The organism is Cupriavidus sp. FW216-B1 (assembly GCF_058789195.1).
Genome location: NZ_JBYTEL010000006.1, coordinates 1 through 17,031, shown reverse-complemented (window position 1 = coordinate 17,031; position 17,031 = coordinate 1). Strand labels below are relative to the sequence as shown.

The following is a 17,031-nucleotide window of genomic DNA, read 5'->3' as shown; positions in this document are numbered from 1 at the left end:
CCCGCCCGCCGACCCGTGGCGATGCGGCGCTCAGTGGCCGATGAGGGTCTGGAGCACCACGCCGGTGGCCACGCCGATCAGGAAGTAGTCGCCGCCCACGCCGACCCACTGGTAGCCGCGCGGCGGCGCGGACAGGCGATGCTCGCGCCAGTTGTCGACCACGTACTGGCGGTCGCGGTATTCCATCGGAATCCGCTCGCCCTTGTGCCAGCCGCCCGGCGGCGGGCGATACCCCTCGGGGCCACGGTCGGGACCGCGGTCCGGGCCGCGGCCATGCGCGGGCCCGTGGCCGTGATCGTGATCGTACCGGCCCGGCGGCGGGCCCCTGCGGTCGTCATGGCCCTGGGCGAACCCGGCGACCGAAGTCATCGCGAAAGCGGCCAGCAGCATGCTGGCGACCACCTTGGTCTTTTTCATCGTTTCTTCTCCGAAGAGCCCTGTTCAGGAAGGGCTTGCGGATCAGTCTAGCGTGGATCGCCCGGCACAACTGTTACCAATTCTTCCATTCCGGGAGGCAGGCGCCGCACGCCGGGCTCACATCAGGATGATGTCGTACTGCTCCTGGTGGAACGTCGATTCCACCTGCAGCGAGATCGGCTTGCCGATGAAGTCGCCGAGCATGGCGAGGTGCTGGCTTTCTTCCTCGAGAAACAGGTCGATCACGTGCTGCGAGCCGAGGATGCGGAATTCGCGCGGGTTGAACTGGCGCGACTCGCGCATGATCTCGCGCAGGATGTCGTAGCACACCGTGCGCGGCGTCTTGACCTGGCCCTTGCCCTGGCACACCGGGCACTGCTCGCACAGCACGTGCGCGAGCGATTCGCGCGTGCGCTTGCGGGTCATCTCGACCAGCCCGAGCTGGGAGAAGCTGTTGACGGTGATGCGGGTGCGGTCGCGCGCGAGCGCGCGCTTGAGCTCGGACAGCACGGCGTCGCGGTGCTCGGCGTTCTCCATGTCGATGAAATCGATGATGATGATGCCGCCCAGGTTGCGCAGCCGCAACTGGCGCGCGATGGTGTGCGCCGCCTCCAGGTTGGTCTTGAAGATGGTGTCGTCGAAGTTGCGCGCGCCGACGTAGCCCCCGGTGTTGACGTCGATGGTGGTCATGGCCTCCGTCTGGTCGATCATCAGGTAGCCGCCGGACTTGAGGTCGACGCGGCGCGACAGCGCCTTCTCGATCTCGGCGTCGATGTTGAACAGGTCGAAGACGGGGCGCTCGCCGGTGTAGTGCGACAGGCGCGGCAGCACCGCGGGCGTGTATTCCTGGGCGAACTCGACCAGCTTCTGGTAGTTCTCGCGCGAGTCCACCTGGATCACGTTGGTGGCGTCGCTGACGAAGTCGCGCAGCACGCGCTGGGCTAGGTTCAGGTCCTGGTAGAGCAGGCTGGGCGCGGGCAGGCTGGTGGCGTTCTGGCGGATCGAGGCCCAGATCTTGCGCAGGTAGGCGATGTCGTTGCCGAGCTCCTCGTCGCTCGATTCCTCGGCGATGGTGCGCACGATGAAGCCGCCGCGCTCGTCGGCCGGCACCAGGCCCTGCACGCGCGCGCGCAGCGCTTCGCGGTCGACCTCGCCTTCGATGCGCTGGGAGATGCCGATGTGCGGGTCCTGCGGCAGGTAGACCAGCGTGCGCCCGGCGATGCTGACCTGGGTCGACAGGCGCGCGCCCTTGGTGCCGATCGGGTCCTTGATCACCTGCACCATCAGCGCCTGGCCTTCGTACAGCGTTTTCTCGATCGCCAGCGGCGCGGCGTTGCCGTTCTTCTCGGGGTCGCGCGGGTGCCAGATGTCGGCGACGTGGAGGAAGGCCGCGCGCTCCAGGCCGATGTCGATGAAGGCGGACTGCATGCCCGGCAGCACGCGCACGACCTTGCCCAGGTAGATGTTGCCGACCAGCCCGCGCGAAAGCGTGCGCTCGACATGGAGCTCCTGCACGGCGGCCTGCTGCACGATGGCCACGCGCGTTTCCTGCGGTGTGATGTTGACTAGGATGTCTTCAGTCATGGTGGGTGAAACTCGTGCCGGCGCGCCGGCCAGATGGTTGTCCGCACTATGCCGCCACGCGCTCAGGGGGCGATGCCACGGCCGTGCATGCCGTGGGTTGACGAAAAGGTCGGTGGCGGGTTCTCAGAACCGTAGTCGGGCTTGTCTGAGCAGGGCAGCCGTCTCGAACAAGGGCAAGCCCATGATACCCGAATAGCTGCCGGCGATTCGCGCCACGAACTCCGCCGCGCGGCCCTGGATGCCGTACGCGCCGGCCTTGCCGGCCGGCTCGCCGCTGGCCACGTAGGCGGCGATCTCGGCCTCGGTCATGGCGCGGAAGGTGACGTCGGAGACCGACAGCGCATGGCGCAGGCCGAGCGTGGAGGCCACCGTCACCGCGGTCAGCACGCGGTGGGTCCGGCCCGACAGCGCCGCCAGCATGCGCGCGGCGCCGGCGTCGCCGTCCGGCTTGCCGAGGATCTCGCCGTCCAGGCAGACCGTGGTGTCGGAGGTCAGGATGGGCGCGTCGGGCAGGGCGCGCCGCTCGCGGCGGCGCAGCGCGGCCTCGGCCTTGAGCGCGCACACGCGCTGCACGTAGTCGTCGGGGCTTTCGCCGGGCAGCACCGCTTCGAGCGCTTCGGCGTCTTCATCGTCGCCGGCCAGCAGCAGTTCGTAGGCCACGCCGAGCTGGGTCAGCAGCTCGCGCCGGCGCGGGCTCTGGGAGGCAAGGTAGAGAAAGGGATGGATCACGGCGGTCGGGTAGTCCTGGTGGGAGAAGATCCGGCAGGCGCCATGCGCCGCTTGGGCCGCATTGTACCCTTGTGCTGCATCGCCGCAGATGCGGCCGGGGGGGCGGTGCGCGGGACCGGCGCGCAGGTCAGGCGCGGTGATACGGATGGTTCTGCGTGACCGACCACGCGCGGTACAGCTGCTCGGCCAGCAGCACGCGCACCATGCCGTGCGGCAGGGTCAGGCTGGACAGCCGCAGCAGGGTCTGCGCGCGTGCCTTGAGGGCCGGGTCGAGGCCGTCGGCGCCGCCGATCAGGAAGGCCACGTCGCCGCCCTCGCGCTGCCAGTCGGTCAACTGGCCGGCGAGCTGCACCGTGGTGAGGTCGCGGCCGCGCTCGTCCAGCGCCACGATGCGGCATTGCCGCGGCAGCGCCGCCTCGATGCGGGCCGCCTCGCGCTGCATCACGGTGGCGGCGTTATTGCTGGAGGAGCGCGCCTCGGGCTTGATCTCGCGCAGCTCGATGCGCAGTTCGGGCGGCATGCGCTTGGCGTACTCGGCGAAGCCGGTCTCGATCCAGCCGGGCATCTTGTGGCCGACGGCCACGATCAGCAACTGCATGGCGGGATGGCGCCGCGCCGGCTCAGGCCGGGCGGGTGGCGCGCTTGCGCGCCGGCGCCTTGGCGGCGGCGGTCCTGGCCGGCGCCTTGGCCGCGGTCTTGGTGGCGGTCTTGACCGGCGTCTTCGCCGCGGTCTTGCGCGCCGCGCCGGTGCCGGCGGCGCTCTTGCGCGGCGCGGCGGACTTGGCCGGCGCGCTGCGCGCGGGAGCCGAGCCCAGGCTGCTGGTCAGGCGTTTCTTGACGGCCGGCGCGCGGTTGACGGCGATGGCGTCGGCGTCGGTGTCCTCGTGGCCGAGCGGCGGCGAGGGCTCTTTCATGCCTTCGGGCAGGCGTGCCAGCGCGGGGCGCAGGTTGCTGGCGCGGCGCACGGTGCGGACCACCGGCGCGTCTTCATCCTCGTCCTCGTCGACCGGCTCGCTGGCCTTGGCCAGGCCCTTCTTGGCGGCGGCCAGCTTCAGGCGCACCGGCTTATCGCCCCAGATTTCCTCGAGGTTGTAGTACATGCGCAACTGCGGCTGCATGATGTGGACCACGGCGTCGCCGCAGTCGACCAGCACCCATTCGCCCGTTTCCAGCCCTTCCACCGCGACGATGTGGCCGCCCGCGCCCTTGACGGTATCGCGCACCGAGGCGGCCAGCGCCTTGGTCTGGCGGTTCGAGGTCCCGCTGGCGATCACCACCCGGTCGAACAGCTCGGTCAGGTGGGTGGTGTCGTACACCTTGATGTCCTGCGCCTTGACATCTTCGAGGCCGTCGACGATGGCGCGTTGCAGTTTGCGAATATCCATGGTGCGTTCTTGTTCAGCTGAGATCGGTTTGTGGGCGGGCCGCGCCGGGCAGATCCGACGGGGCAGGCCGGTAAAGGCCGCGGCTCGCGATGTAGTGTGCCACGCCGGGCGGCAGTTGGTCATCTGCCGGCTGTCCGGCGGCCAGGCGTTGGCGAAGGGCGGTGGAGGAGAGGTCGACGGCGAGCGTCTGGTCGATCCACATGTGGCCGGAGGGCGTGGATTGTATCAGGTGGGTGGGCGCGCGGCGCGCGGCGAGCTCCTGGCGCACCGGACCGTCGAGTTCGGAGAGGTCGAAACCGGGCCGCGTGGCCACGCACAGATGCACGTCCGCGAACAGCGCCTGCCAGCCGTGCCAGGTATGCAGGCGCAGCAACTGGTCGGCGCCCATCAGCCACGCCAGCGAGGCGTGCGGGCCGTAGCGCTGGCGCAGTTCGTGCACGGTGTCGACGGTGTAGCTGGGGCCGGCGCGGTCCACTTCCATGCGGCTGGCGTGCACGCGCGCGCGCGTGTCGGCCAGCGCCGCCGCGGCCAGCTCGGTCATGGCGAGGCGGTCGGCGGCGGGCGTGACGTCGTCGCCTTTCTGCCAGGACTGGCCGGTCGGGATCCACACCAGCTCGTCCAGTTCGAGCCGCTCGATGCAGAGCCGCGCGAGCGCGACGTGGCCGCTGTGCGGCGGGTCGAAGGTGCCGCCGAGGATGCCGAGGCGGTAGGGGCGCTGGCCATCGCCGGTGCTGCCTGGTCGGGTCTTGTCGTGTTCCATACGCTCGCCGTCAGGCCCAGTCGCGCACGGGCAGGAAGTCGGTGTACAGCGCCGCTTCGGCGCTGCCCGGCTCCGGCTGCCAGTCGTAGCGCCAGGTGGCCTGCGGCGGCATCGACATCAGGATGGATTCGCTGCGCCCGCCCGACTGCAGGCCGAAATGCGTGCCGCGGTCGAACACGAGGTTGAACTCCACGTAGCGTCCGCGCCGGTAGGCCTGGAAGTCGCGCTCGCGCGCGCCGTAGGGCTGGTCCTTGCGCGCGCGCAGGATCGGCAGGTAGGCATCGAGGAAGGCGTCGCCGACCGATCGCGTCATGGCGAAGCTGCGCTCGAAGCCGAGCGCGGAGAAGTCGTCGAAGAAGATGCCGCCGATGCCGCGCGGCTCGCCGCGGTGCTTGAGGAAGAAATACTCGTCGCACCACTGCTTGAAGCGCGGATGGAGATCCGCGCCGTAGGGCGCCAGCGCGTCGCGGCAGGCGCGGTGGAAGTGCGCGCAGTCGCCGGCGTCGCCGTAGTACGGCGTCAGGTCCATGCCGCCGCCGAACCACCACACCGGCTCGGCGCCGTCCTTGACCGCCAGCAGGCAGCGCACATTCATGTGCACGGTCGGCACGTAGGGGTTGCGCGGATGGAACACCAGCGACACGCCCAGCGCCTCGAAGCCGCGCCCGGCCAGCTCCGGCCGGCTGGCGGTGGCCGACGGCGGCAGCGCGTCGCCGCGCACGTGCGAAAAGCCCACGCCGGCGCGCTCCATCACAGCGCCGCCTTCCAGGATGCGGGTGCGCCCGCTGCCGCGCAGGCGCTCGGTGGGCGGCTTCTCCCAGGCATCGGTGGCGAACGGCTGGCCGTCGATGGCGGCGACAGCGTCGGTGATACGGTCTTGCAGACCGAGCAGATAGGCACGGACTGCCTGGGAATCGATCATGGTGTGCGGGCGGATGGGCCGGTGCGGCGACGGCCGGGCAGGCGGTTCGCCTGTCCGGCCGTCATGGCGGTGTCATGATTGTACTGGCTGGCGCCGGGAATGCCCGGAATAGGGGCTTTGCGGATGTTTGGCGCGAGGCATGCCGAAACGCTGAAACGCCGGTCCGGACGTCCCGTTAAAGGCGGAGAAATCGTAGCGAGCGGCGCATGGCGGGTCCGAGGAGCGCAGCCGTACATCGGTACGGCGAGCACCACAGGGCCCGCCATGCGCCGCGCAGTAGATTTATCCGCCTTTAACGCTTCAGGGCGCGGTAGCCGATGTCGGTACGATATTGCATGCCGTCGAAATGGATCTGCCCGACCGCCGCGTAGGCCGCGCGCTGCGCCGCCTTGACCGTGTCGGCCAGCCCGACCACGCACAGCACGCGCCCGCCGGTGACCTGCAGCACGCCGTCCTTGAGCGCGGTGCCGGCGTGGAAGGTCATGCTGTCCTCGGCCTCGGGCGGGATGCCGGTGATGACGTCGCCCTTGCGCGGCGCGTCGGGGTAGCCGTGCGCGGCCATCACCACGCCCAGCGCGGTGCGGCGGTCCCAGTCCAGCTCGATCTCGTCGAGGCGGCCGGAGACCGCGTGCTCCATCACGTCGACCAGGTCGGTCTTCAGGCGCGCCAGGATCGGCTGGGTTTCCGGGTCGCCCATGCGGCAGTTGAATTCCAGCGTCTTGAGGCTGCCGTCGGCGCCGATCATCAGGCCGGCGTAGAGGAAGCCGGTGTAGACGATGCCGTCCTTCTCCATGCCGCGCACGGTCGGCAGGATGATCTCGCGCAGCGCGCGCGCGTGCAGCGCGGGCGTGACCACCGGGGCCGGCGAGTACGCGCCCATGCCGCCGGTGTTGGGGCCGGCGTCGTGGTCGAGCAGGCGCTTGTGGTCCTGGCTGGTGGCCAGCGCCAGCACGTTCTTGCCGTCCACCAGCACGATGAAGCTGGCTTCCTCGCCGGCCAGGAACTGCTCGATGACCACGCGCGCGCCGGCGTCGCCGAGGCGGTTGTCGGCCAGCATCATGTCGACCGCGGCGTGCGCTTCTTCCAGCGTGGTGGCGACCACCACGCCCTTGCCGGCGGCCAGGCCGTCGGCCTTGACGACGATCGGCGCGCCCTGCGCGTCGATGTAGGCATGCGCGGCGGCGGCGTCGTTGAAGGTCTGGTAGGCGGCGGTGGGGATGCCGTGGCGCTGCATGAAGGCCTTGGCGAAGTCCTTGGACGACTCCAGCTGCGCGGCGGCCTGGGTCGGCCCGAAGATGCGCAGGCCCTTGGCGCGGAAGATGTCGACGATGCCGGCCGCCAGCGGCGCCTCGGGGCCGACCACGGTGAAGCTCACGCCCTCGCGCTCGGCGAACGCCGCCAGCACTTCCGGATCGGTCAGCGGCACGTTCTGCAGACGCTTGTCGAGCGCGGTGCCGCCGTTGCCCGGCGCCACGTACACCACCTGTACCTTGGGCGACTGGGCCAGTTTCCAGGCCAGCGCGTGTTCACGACCACCCGAGCCGACAACCAATACTTTCATGATCCACTGCCAGAAAAAATTCGCATGCGAAAAAGCGGCAGCGAGGGTCCGCCAGGAACCGCGCTGCCGCCGTGGGACGGGCCTCCTGCCGGACGCCCGCTTATTCCTCGATCACCGCGTTGGTGAACACTTCCTGCACATCGTCCAGGTTTTCCAGGACGTCGAGCAGCTTCTGCATCTTGGCGGCGTCGTCGCCGGTGAAGCTGACTTCGTTCTGCGGCTTCATGGTGACGTCCGCCAGCTCGGCCTTGAAGCCCGCGGCTTCCAGCGCGGCCTTGACCGTGCCGAAATCGTTGGGCGGGCACAGCACCTCGATCGAGCCGTCGTCGTTGGTGACCACGTCGTCGGCGCCGGCTTCCAGCGCGGCTTCCATCAGCTTGTCCTCGGGCGTGCCGGGGGCGAACAGGAACTGGCCGCAGTGGGTGAACATGAAGGCCACCGAGCCTTCCGTGCCCATGTTGCCGCCGTGCTTGGAAAACGCATGGCGCACTTCGGCCACGGTGCGGGTGCGGTTGTCGGTCAGGCAGTCGACGATGATGGCCGCGCCCGCCAGGCCGTAGCCCTCGTAGCGGATTTCTTCGTAGTTCACGCCTTCCAGGCCGCCCACGCCGCGCTGGATGGCGCGCTGCATGTTGTCCTTGGGCATGTTCGCGTCCATCGCCTTGTCCATCGACAGGCGCAGGCGCGGGTTGGAATCGGGGTCGCCGCCGCCGAGCTTGGCGGCCACCGTGATTTCCTTGATCAGGCGGGTCCAGACCTTGCCGCGCTTGGCGTCAGCGGCGGCCTTCTTGTGTTTGATATTGGCCCATTTTGAGTGACCGGCCATGATTCTCTCCGAAGCGGAATGCGTATTGATGCGCGCGCCTTGGCCGGCGCGCGCCGCCCGCGCCGGGCGGGCCAAGCTGGCCCGGCGGCGCCGGCGGAAGGTGTCGTATGCCTGTGAGCCGGCCTGGGGGCTGGCTATAATCAGCCCAGCATTTTATCACGCGGCCCTGCCGCCGCCGGCCCCCGATGGCGGGAGCCGCCGGCGCGCGGGGAACGACAAGCGGCGGCGCCCCGGGCGCCGCCTGCCAACCAGAGAAATCATGGCCGATCCCATCCTCATTGCCAAGAACGCAGAACTCGAACTCGCCCTGCTGCCCGAGATGGGCAACCGGCACGGGCTGATCACCGGCGCCACCGGCACCGGCAAGACCGTGACGCTGCAAAGCCTGGCGCAGGGATTCTCGCGGCTGGGCGTGCCGGTATTCCTGGCCGACGTCAAAGGTGACCTGACCGGCATCTCCCAGCCGGGCGCGCTGTCCGACAAGCTCAAGGCGCGCCTGCACGACCTGGGCCTGCCCGAGCCGGTGTGGGGCGGCTGCCCCACCACGCTGTGGGACGTGTTCGGGCAGAAGGGCCATCCGGTGCGCGCCACGGTCTCGCACATGGGCCCGCTGCTGCTGTCGCGCCTGCTGGAGCTCAACGACACCCAGCAGGGCGTGCTCAACCTGGTGTTCCGCATCGCCGACGCCAACGGCCTGCTGCTGCTCGACGCCAAGGACCTGCGCGCCATGCTGCAGTACGTGGGCGACAACGCCGGCCAGTTCACCACCGAGTACGGCAACATCTCCACGGCCTCGGTCGGCGCCATCCAGCGCGGCCTGATGGCGCTGGAGTCGCAGGGCGCGGACGTCTTCTTCGGCGAGCCCATGCTCAACCTGGACGACTTCATCCAGACCGAGAACGGGCAGGGCGTGGTCAACATCCTGGCCGCCGACAAGCTGCTCAGCTCGCCCAAGCTCTACGCCACCTTCCTGCTGTGGCTGCTGTCCGAGCTGTTCGAGAAGCTGCCCGAGGCCGGCGACCTCGACAAGCCCAAGCTGGTGTTCTTCTTCGATGAGGCGCACCTGCTGTTCAACGACGCGCCCAAGGCGCTGCTCGACAAGATCGAGCAGGTGGTGCGCCTGATCCGCTCCAAGGGCGTGGGCGTGTACTTCGTCACGCAGAACCCGGTGGACATTCCCGACACCGTGCTAGGCCAGCTCGGCAACCGCGTGCAGCACGCGCTGCGCGCGTTCACGCCGCGCGACCAGAAGGCGGTCAAGGTGGCGGCCACCACCATGCGCGCCAACCCGGCGCTGGACCTGGAAAAGGTGATCGGCGAGCTCGGCGTGGGCGAGGCGCTGGTGTCGCTGCTCGACGCCAAGGGCATCCCCGGCGTCACCCAGCGCGCCTGGGTGATGGCGCCGGGCAGCCGCATCGGCCCGGTCAGCGACGACGAGCGCAAGCAACTGCTGGCCGCGTCGCTGGTGGCCGGCACCTACGAGCAGGCCATCGACCGCGAATCGGCCTACGAGAAGCTCAAGGGCCGCGCGGCGGGAACGGGAACGGCCGGCAATGGCGCGCCCGCCGGCACGCCCGCCGGGGGCCAGGACGCGCCGGCGCAGGGCGGCGGCTGGCTCGACCAGGCCGGCGAGATCTTCGGCGGCCTGACCAAGGGCACCGGCAAGAGCGGGCGCGGCGACTCCATCCTGGAGTCGATGGCCAAGTCGGCCGCGCGCACGGTCGGCTCGCAGGTCGGCCGCGAACTGATCCGCGGCGTGCTGGGCAGCCTGCTGGGAGGGGGCAAGAAGAAATAGGCCGCCGCCCGCGCCGGGGCGGCGCGCCGGCTCAGCGCTTGCGCGCGGCCTCGGCATCCTCGCGCATCTTGCGCAGGAACAGGCGCGTGAAAAACCACCCCATGCCGATGATGAAGGCGATCACGGCCAGGCTCATCAGCCCGGTATCGGTGGTGAACAGGATATTGAAGGCTTCCATCTGAGTCTCCCTGGTCTGGCGCGGCACGTCGGTCGACGTGCCGCTGCCCAGTCTAGGCAGACCCCCGGCCGCGGGCGTTGAGGCGGATCAATCCGGGTGCAGACTGTGCCGCCCGCCCGCGCCCATCCCGCACCCTTCCCGCGCTCAGTTCTTGGTGCCGAACAGGCGGTCGCCGGCGTCGCCGAGGCCCGGCACGATGTAGGCGTGCGAATCGAGATGGCTGTCCAGCGAGGCCACGAACAGCCTCACGTTCGGGTGCGCCTTCTGGAACACTTCCACGCCTTCGGGCGCCGCCACCAGCGCGACGAAGGTGATGGCCTCGTCCTTCACGCCGCGGCGCTTGAGCACGTCGACCGCGTGCGCGGCCGAATAGCCGGTCGCCACCATCGGGTCGCACAGGATGAAGCTGCGGTCTTCCACGTCGGGCAGGCGCACCAGGTATTCCACCGGGCGGTGCTGGTCGTCGCGGTACACGCCGATGTGGCCGATGCGCGCCGACGGAATCAGCTCGACCAGGCCGTCGCTCATGCCCACGCCGGCGCGCAGCACCGGCACGATGGTCAGCTTCTTGCCGGCGATCACGGGCGCGTCCAGCTCGACCAGCGGCGTCTCGATGCGGCGCGTGGTGAGCGGCAGGCTGCGCGTGATCTCGTAGCCCATCAGCAGCGTGATCTCGCGCAGCAGTTCGCGGAACGTGCGCGTGGAGGTGTCCTTGTCGCGCATATGGGAGAGCTTGTGCTGGATCAGCGGGTGATCGAGGATGTACAGGTTGGGAAAGCGGGGGTCTTGCTTCATGGCGGATCGGCGGCAGAAAAGGCGCGGAAGGTACGCGCGGGTGTGCGCGGGTGCGCTGGACACGGGAAGGGGCGCGAGGCCCGGTGCAGCCGGATTGTAATGGATGCCGGGCCGCCCACCGCCACCGTGGCGGGCCGGCCTGCCCGCGTCAGTCCAGCGAGATGCTGGCGCTCCTGGCCACCTTGCCGAACTTCTCGTACTCGGACAGCGTCAGCGACTGCAGCTCCGCCGCGCTCGAGCCCTTCGGGTTGAAGCCGGCCTGCACCAGCTTGTCCTTCACCTCGGCATTGCCGAGCGCCTCGACCAGCGCGGCGTTGAGCGCCTGCACCACCGGCGCCGGCATGCCGGCCGGGCCGTACACGCCGAACCACGGCTCCACGGCGTAGCCGGCCAGGCCGGCCTCGGCCAGCGTCGGCACGTTGGGCAGCGACGGCGAGCGGGTCTTGCCCGCCACCGCCAGCGCGCGCAGCTTGCCGGCCTGGATGTGCGGCAGCGAGGCCGGCAGGTTGTCGAACATCACCTGCACGTGGCCGCCCAGCATGTCGTTGATGGCCGGGCTGCTGCCCTTGTACGGCACGTGGACCAGGCCGGTCTGCGTCATCTGCGAGAACATCGCGCCGGCCAGGTGCATCGAGGTGCCGGCGCCCGCCGTGGCGTAGGTCAGGCCGGGATGCGCCTTGGCATAACCGACCAGCTCGGCCACCGTCTTCACCGGCAGGTCGTTGCTGACTTCCAGCACGATGGTGGAGGTGCCCAGCAGGCTCACCGCGGTGAAGTCCTTGCGCGGGTCGAACGGCACGTGCTTGTAGATGTGCGGATTGAGCGCGTTGGTGGAGATCGCGCCGAAGCCGATGGTGTAGCCGTCCGGCGCGGCCTTGGCCACCGCCTCCATGCCGATGTTGCCGCCGGCGCCCGGGCGGTTTTCCACCACCACCGGCTGGCCCAGCTTCTCGCCGATGCGCTGGCCGACCGTGCGCGCCACCAGGTCGGTGGTGCCGCCGGCAGCGTAGGGCACGACGAAGCGGATCGGCCTGGACGGGTAGTCGCCGGCCGCGCCGGCCACGCCTGGCAGCCAGCTTCCGGCCAGCGCGGCGGCGATGGCGGCCGCGCCCAGCAGGCGCCGGCCGGCCGCCGGCCCGCGCGCGGCGGTGGGCGAAAGGGAGGGAAAGAGGGATGCTGCCGTCATGTGTGCTCCTTGGTTTTTCTTATGCGGCACGCGGGCGGGCGTGCCGACCGGCGAGCTTACGGCAGTTTGGCGAAGGCTGCCAGCGCCGCCTCGGCCGGGCCCGCGCCCGTGCCGCCGCGGCCGCTGCCGCCCGCCGCGGCCCGGCGCGGGCGGCGTCCGCAGCCTTTGCCTCTTTTCGCATACAATGGCTCGCGTCCTGCCCGAGCCGCCTCCGGCGGCGCGCGGCGTGTCCCATCCAGTCCGCCCCCGTGCCCGCATCCCCACTTTCCCGCATCGCGGCTCCCGCGCAGCCCGCTTCCCAGCCACCCTCCCAGCGCAGCGGCCTCGCCGTGGCCGCCATCGGCGCCGTGCTGTTTTCCTGCAAGGCCATCGTCGCCAAGCTGATGTACCGCTACGACGTCGATGCGGTCATGGTCATCACGCTGCGCATGCTGTTCGCCGTGCCGCTGTTCATGGCGATCGGCTGGTGGCAGTCGCGCCGGCTGCCGGCGCTGTCCTGGGCCGACCGCGGCCGCATCGTCTTCCTCGGCTTCATCGGCTACTACCTGTCGAGCTTCCTCGATTTCCTCGGCCTGCAGTACATCACCGCCGGGCTGGAGCGGCTGATCCTGTTCCTCACGCCGTCGTTCGTGCTGCTGACCAGCGCCGTGGTGTTCAAGCGCAGCATCAGCCCCAGGCAATGGCTGTCGCTGCTGCTCGCGTATATAGGCATCGTGCTGGTTTTCGCGCATGATCTGGACGTGAGCGGCAGCGGGGTCTGGCTGGGCGCGGCGCTGGTGCTGAGCAGCGCGCTGACCTACGGCATCTACCTGATCCTGTCCGGCGAGCTGGTGCAGCGCATCGGCTCGCTGCGGCTGGTGGCGTATGCGATGTGCGTGTCCACCGCCTGCTGCATCGTGCAGTATGTCGTGCTGGGGCGCCCCGTGGCGGCGCTGCTGCAGCCGGCGCCCGTGATGTGGCTGTCGCTGGTGAACTCGGTGCTGTGCACGGTGATGCCGGTGTCGCTGACGATGATCGCGGTGGCGCGCATCGGCGCGCCGATGGCGTCGCAGGCCGGCATGCTGGGCCCGGTGTCGACGCTGTTCCTCGGTTTCTGGCTGCTGGGCGAGCCGATCACCGGCGTGCAACTGGCCGGCAGCGCGCTGGTCATGGGCGGGATATATTTGCTGTCGGCGCGCCGGCGCGAACCGGCGCGGGCAGGCTAGAAGACACAAGGCATGGCCAACAACAGGGGCGGGCAGCCGCCTCGATGACACAACAAGGAGTCGACGAGATGGATCTAGGATTGCGCGGCAAGCATGCGCTGGTGTGCGGCGCCAGCAAGGGCCTCGGTTTCGCCTGCGCGGACGCGCTGGCCGCCGAAGGCGTGGACGTGGTGATCGTGGCGCGCGGCGCCGAGGCGCTGGAGAAGGCGGCGGCGGACCTGCGCGCGCGCCACGGCCGGCGCGTGGTGGCGGTGGCCACCGACATCACCACCCCGGAAGGACGCAAGCTGGCGCTGGATGCCGTCGCCAGGCTCGGCGACCTGGACATCCTCGTCAACAACGCCGGCGGCCCGCCGCCGGGCAATTTCCGCGACTGGGACCGCGATGCGTGGCTGGCCGCGATCGACGCCAACATGCTGACCCCGATCGAGCTGATCAAGTCCACCGTGGACGGCATGATCGCGCGCAAGTGGGGCCGCATCATCAACATCACCAGCGGCGCGGTCAAGGCGCCGATCGACGTGCTCGGCCTGTCCAACGGCGCGCGCTCGGGCCTGACCGGCTTCGTCGCCGGGCTGGCGCGCGAAGTGGCGCAGCACGGCGTGACCGTCAACAACCTGCTGCCGGGGCCGTTCCATACCGACCGCCTGTTCAAGACGATGGAAGGCGGCGCGAAGAAGGCCGGCCTGACGGTGGAGGAAGTGGCCGAGCGCCGCGCCGCGCAGAACCCGACCCGCCGCTTCGGCGAGCCGGCCGAGTTCGGCGCCACCTGCGCCTTCCTGTGCAGCCGCCAGGCCGCCTACATGACCGGCCAGAACATCCTGCTGGACGGTGGCGCCTTCCCGGGCACGTTCTAGGCCGCTTTTCGCCGTTTGCCCCGTTTTGCCGTACCCCGCGCGTGGCCTTGCCGCGCACGGGGTGTTTCCCGCCGGGCCGCGCCGGCCCGGCCTTTCCCTGACTGGCCCGGATGACGCAGATGACTTGCCCCCGCATTGCGCTGATCGCGCACGACCACAAGAAAGACGACATCGTCGCCTTTGCCCAGCGCCACCGCGATTTCCTCGCGCGCTGCGAACTGCTGGCCACCGGCACCACCGGCGGGCGCCTGGCCGACGAGGTCGGCCTCACGGTGACGCGCATGCTCTCCGGCCCCTGGGGCGGCGACCTGCAGATCGGCGCGCAACTGGCCGAAGGCCGCGTGGGCGTGGTGATCTTCCTGCGCGACCCGATGACGCCGCAGCCGCACGAGCCCGACATCAATGCGCTGGTGCGCGCCTGCGACGTGCACAACGTGCCGTGCGCGACCAACGTGGCGACCGCCGAACTGCTGGTCGCCGAACTGCGCCGGCTCTACCCCGAGCCGGGCACGCAAGCCTGATCCCTCACAAGTAGCGGTTGCAAGAACGACAGGAGCACAACATGAGCAAGGCCATCCGTATTTTCGAGACCGGCGGACCGGAAGTGATGCAGTGGGTGGATGTCGAGGTCGGCGAGCCCGGCCCCGGCCAGATCCGCGTGCGGCACGAGGCCGTGGGCCTGAACTACATCGACGTGTATTTCCGCACCGGCCTGTACAAGCAGCCGCTGCCCGGCGGCATCGGCATGGAAGGCGCCGGCGTGGTGGAGGCGGTGGGCGAGGGCGTGACGCACCTCGGCGTGGGCGACCGCGTGGCCTACGCGGGCCGTCCCACGGGTGCCTACGCGCAGGTGCGCGTGATGCCGGCCGACATCGTGGTGCGCCTGCCGGACGCGATCTCGTTCGAGCAGGGCGCGGCGATGATGCTGCAGGGCCTGACCGTGCAATACCTGGTGCGCGACAGCTACCGCGCGCAGCCCGGCGACACCGTGCTGCTGCACGCGGCCGCGGGCGGCGTGGGCCTGATCGCCAGCCAGTGGCTCAAGGCGCTCGGCGTGACCGTGATCGGCACCGCCGGCAGCGACGAGAAGGCGGCGCTGGCGCGCGCGCACGGCTGCGACCACACCATCGTCTACACGCGCGAATCGTTCGTCGACCGGGTCAAGGAGATCACCGGCGGCAAGGGCGTCGCTGCGGTCTACGACTCGGTGGGCAAGGACACCTTCAACGGCTCGCTGGACTGTCTGGCGCCGCGCGGCACGATGGTGGTGTTCGGCAACGCCTCGGGCCCGGTGCCGCCCTTCGATCTTTCGGTGCTCGGCAACAAGGGCTCGCTGCGCCTCACGCGGCCCACGCTGATGACCTACGTGGTCCACCGCGAACTGCTGGAGCCGATGGCGGCCGACCTGTTCGAGATGGTCACCAGCGGCAAGGTCAAGATCGAGGTGCGCCAGCGCTACGCGCTGGCCGACGTGGCGCAGGCGCACCGCGAACTGGAAGGCCGCAAGACCACCGGCACCACCATCCTGCTGCCCTGAGCGCGGCGGCTAGCGCGCGCGCACGGTGGTGGCGCCAGCGCGCGCCTCGGCCTGCCGCAGCACATGCGGCGGCAGGGCCTTGAGCATGAAGTGCACCGCCAGCGGAATCAGCACCACGTCGTCGACGATGCCCAGCCCGAGGATGAAATCCGGGATCAGGTCGATCGGCGAGATCGCATAGAGCACCAGCCCGAAGCTGGCCGGGCGCAGCCAGCGCGGCGCGTCCGGATGGCGCAGCGCGAACCACAGCAGGCGGCCGTCGCGCCGCAGCAGGGTCCATAGCGCGGAGAATCGTTTCCACATGAGAGGGGCTCCTTTACTCAGCGAGATTCATTCGCCATAAAGCTGGAGGGCGGGTCTTGTCTTGCAAGTAGCTTGGGGTGGTTGGCGGGGGTTCAAGTTCCCCGGTGACGGGGATTGCTATTTGTGGTTTTGGCTTGGCTTGCGGGTTGGTGTGCTTGTGCTTCAACGTCAACTTCAGATTCAAATTCGACGTCAAAGTCAAAGTCAACTTCAAAGTCAAAGTCAAAGTCAAAGTCAAAGTCAAAGTCAAAGTCAAAGTCAAAGTCAAAGTCAAAGTCAAAGTCTTTCGCTCCCCCGGAGCGACCTACTTTCTTTTCCCCGAAAAGAAAGTAGGCAAAGAAAGCGGGCTGCCTGGCCGGCAGAGGCAGAAACGTTGGGATTGCTTGGGTTGCTGGTTTCGTCGTGGGGTCTGTGGTTCTGCTGGCATCCTGCCGTTACCGGTTCGGCTGGCCACGATCTGGCTGGCGGCAGTGGTTTCGGGGTCAGACCTATGATGGCGAGCGCATTGCTGGTTCGGCCATCTACCGTTACCGGTGCTGGCGGCCACGACATAGCACCCTCGTGTTTTCGTGGTGGGCGCGGTGGACCGGAGCGCGGGTGTCGGCGGGATTGTTTTGAACCGGATTACTTCTCAAGCCAAAACCGTTTGGCACTGAGATTAAATGGGGGCCACCGCGCCAAGATTGTTCGGCACTGCGCTCAAACAGTGGCCACCGCGCCCACCACGAAACTAGCACCGTCTCTATGACGAGCCCATCCGCCCCGGTCGCGGCAGCAACCTGAAGGGCCTGGGCCTACGCCATCATGCAGCGCCACCACGAATCGAACACCACCCGAGAGAGCGTGGCCACCAAAATCGGTACCGGCAGAATCCCAGCAGAACCACCGCCCCCACCACGAAACCACCAACAAGGGAAACCCCAACGTTTCTGCCCCTGCCGGCCAGGCAGCCCGCTTTCTTTGCCTACTTTCTTTTCGGGGAAAAGAAAGT

The 17,031-nt window shown here is 69.2% G+C and carries 20 protein-coding genes; 6 read left to right on the top strand and 14 right to left on the bottom strand.

Annotated elements, in window-relative coordinates:
- Window positions 1-30 precede the first annotated feature (30 nt).
- From AC3WXD_RS14560 to AC3WXD_RS14520, 9 genes are all read right to left on the bottom strand, one after another.
- Complete coding sequence (locus AC3WXD_RS14560; protein ID WP_020201026.1) at window positions 31-417, bottom strand: RcnB family protein; 387 nt, start codon at window positions 415-417, stop codon at window positions 31-33.
- 117 nt (window positions 418-534) lie between these two features.
- Window positions 535-2,001 (bottom strand): ribonuclease G, encoded by a 1,467-nt coding sequence (rng, locus tag AC3WXD_RS14555; RefSeq protein WP_029043189.1) that lies wholly within the window; start codon window positions 1,999-2,001, stop codon window positions 535-537.
- Window positions 2,002-2,124: 123 nt separating this feature from the next.
- Window positions 2,125-2,727, bottom strand: a complete 603-nt coding sequence (locus AC3WXD_RS14550) for a Maf family protein (RefSeq protein WP_492324188.1) — start codon at window positions 2,725-2,727, stop codon at window positions 2,125-2,127.
- 130 nt (window positions 2,728-2,857) lie between these two features.
- Window positions 2,858-3,328, bottom strand: a complete 471-nt coding sequence (rlmH, locus tag AC3WXD_RS14545; protein ID WP_020201029.1) for a 23S rRNA (pseudouridine(1915)-N(3))-methyltransferase RlmH — start codon at window positions 3,326-3,328, stop codon at window positions 2,858-2,860.
- Window positions 3,329-3,350: 22 nt separating this feature from the next.
- Window positions 3,351-4,115, bottom strand: coding sequence for a ribosome silencing factor (rsfS, locus tag AC3WXD_RS14540; RefSeq protein WP_059410816.1), 765 nt, complete (start codon window positions 4,113-4,115; stop codon window positions 3,351-3,353).
- 13 nt (window positions 4,116-4,128) lie between these two features.
- Window positions 4,129-4,875: a nicotinate-nucleotide adenylyltransferase gene (locus tag AC3WXD_RS14535; RefSeq protein ID WP_059410817.1), complete on the bottom strand. Its 747-nt coding sequence runs from the start codon at window positions 4,873-4,875 to the stop codon at window positions 4,129-4,131.
- Between the two features lie 10 nt (window positions 4,876-4,885).
- Window positions 4,886-5,797: an oxygen-dependent coproporphyrinogen oxidase gene (hemF, locus tag AC3WXD_RS14530; RefSeq protein ID WP_059410818.1), complete on the bottom strand. Its 912-nt coding sequence runs from the start codon at window positions 5,795-5,797 to the stop codon at window positions 4,886-4,888.
- A gap of 292 nt (window positions 5,798-6,089) precedes the next feature.
- Window positions 6,090-7,358 carry a phosphoribosylamine--glycine ligase gene (purD, locus tag AC3WXD_RS14525; RefSeq protein ID WP_029043191.1) on the bottom strand — a complete coding sequence of 423 codons (1,269 nt, stop codon included), beginning with the start codon at window positions 7,356-7,358 and terminating at the stop codon, window positions 6,090-6,092.
- 100 nt (window positions 7,359-7,458) lie between these two features.
- Window positions 7,459-8,184, bottom strand: a complete 726-nt coding sequence (locus tag AC3WXD_RS14520) for a YebC/PmpR family DNA-binding transcriptional regulator (protein WP_020423653.1) — start codon at window positions 8,182-8,184, stop codon at window positions 7,459-7,461.
- A 259-nt stretch (window positions 8,185-8,443) separates the two neighbouring features.
- Here AC3WXD_RS14520 and AC3WXD_RS14515 point away from each other — a divergent pair, with 259 nt between their 5' ends.
- Window positions 8,444-9,979, top strand: a complete 1,536-nt coding sequence (locus AC3WXD_RS14515) for a helicase HerA-like C-terminal domain-containing protein (RefSeq protein WP_020201035.1) — start codon at window positions 8,444-8,446, stop codon at window positions 9,977-9,979.
- 31 nt (window positions 9,980-10,010) lie between these two features.
- Here AC3WXD_RS14515 and AC3WXD_RS14510 read toward each other — a convergent pair whose 3' ends face one another.
- The 3 genes from AC3WXD_RS14510 to AC3WXD_RS14500 form a co-directional block, all read right to left on the bottom strand.
- Window positions 10,011-10,157 carry a DUF3149 domain-containing protein gene (locus tag AC3WXD_RS14510; RefSeq protein WP_492324027.1) on the bottom strand — a complete coding sequence of 49 codons (147 nt, stop codon included), beginning with the start codon at window positions 10,155-10,157 and terminating at the stop codon, window positions 10,011-10,013.
- Window positions 10,158-10,301: 144 nt separating this feature from the next.
- Complete coding sequence (upp, locus tag AC3WXD_RS14505; RefSeq protein WP_492324026.1) at window positions 10,302-10,952, bottom strand: uracil phosphoribosyltransferase; 651 nt, start codon at window positions 10,950-10,952, stop codon at window positions 10,302-10,304.
- Window positions 10,953-11,100: 148 nt separating this feature from the next.
- The gene (locus AC3WXD_RS14500; RefSeq protein WP_492324025.1) at window positions 11,101-12,138 is read right to left on the bottom strand and encodes a Bug family tripartite tricarboxylate transporter substrate binding protein; all 1,038 of its coding nucleotides are present in this window, start codon (window positions 12,136-12,138) and stop codon (window positions 11,101-11,103) included.
- A gap of 248 nt (window positions 12,139-12,386) precedes the next feature.
- On the opposite strand from AC3WXD_RS14500, the gene AC3WXD_RS14495 reads away from it, so the two are divergent.
- From AC3WXD_RS14495 to AC3WXD_RS14480, 4 genes are all read left to right on the top strand, one after another.
- On the top strand, window positions 12,387-13,343 hold the full coding sequence (locus tag AC3WXD_RS14495) for a DMT family transporter (RefSeq protein ID WP_081651636.1): 957 nt from the start codon (window positions 12,387-12,389) through the stop codon (window positions 13,341-13,343).
- 68 nt (window positions 13,344-13,411) lie between these two features.
- Window positions 13,412-14,200 carry an SDR family oxidoreductase gene (locus tag AC3WXD_RS14490; protein ID WP_059410821.1) on the top strand — a complete coding sequence of 263 codons (789 nt, stop codon included), beginning with the start codon at window positions 13,412-13,414 and terminating at the stop codon, window positions 14,198-14,200.
- Window positions 14,201-14,319: 119 nt separating this feature from the next.
- Window positions 14,320-14,721: a methylglyoxal synthase gene (locus tag AC3WXD_RS14485; RefSeq protein WP_020207063.1), complete on the top strand. Its 402-nt coding sequence runs from the start codon at window positions 14,320-14,322 to the stop codon at window positions 14,719-14,721.
- Window positions 14,722-14,762: 41 nt separating this feature from the next.
- Window positions 14,763-15,737 carry a quinone oxidoreductase family protein gene (locus tag AC3WXD_RS14480; protein ID WP_492324024.1) on the top strand — a complete coding sequence of 325 codons (975 nt, stop codon included), beginning with the start codon at window positions 14,763-14,765 and terminating at the stop codon, window positions 15,735-15,737.
- A gap of 9 nt (window positions 15,738-15,746) precedes the next feature.
- On the opposite strand, the gene AC3WXD_RS14475 is transcribed toward AC3WXD_RS14480, so the two are convergent.
- Window positions 15,747-16,040, bottom strand: coding sequence for a YkvA family protein (locus tag AC3WXD_RS14475; RefSeq protein WP_020207061.1), 294 nt, complete (start codon window positions 16,038-16,040; stop codon window positions 15,747-15,749).
- A 104-nt stretch (window positions 16,041-16,144) separates the two neighbouring features.
- Between AC3WXD_RS14475 and AC3WXD_RS14470 the strand changes: the two genes are divergently transcribed.
- Window positions 16,145-16,534: a hypothetical protein gene (locus AC3WXD_RS14470; RefSeq protein WP_492324023.1), complete on the top strand. Its 390-nt coding sequence runs from the start codon at window positions 16,145-16,147 to the stop codon at window positions 16,532-16,534.
- A gap of 300 nt (window positions 16,535-16,834) precedes the next feature.
- Here AC3WXD_RS14470 and AC3WXD_RS14465 read toward each other — a convergent pair.
- On the bottom strand, window positions 16,835-17,031 hold a 197-nt coding region (locus AC3WXD_RS14465; RefSeq protein WP_492324022.1), incomplete at its 5' end, for a hypothetical protein.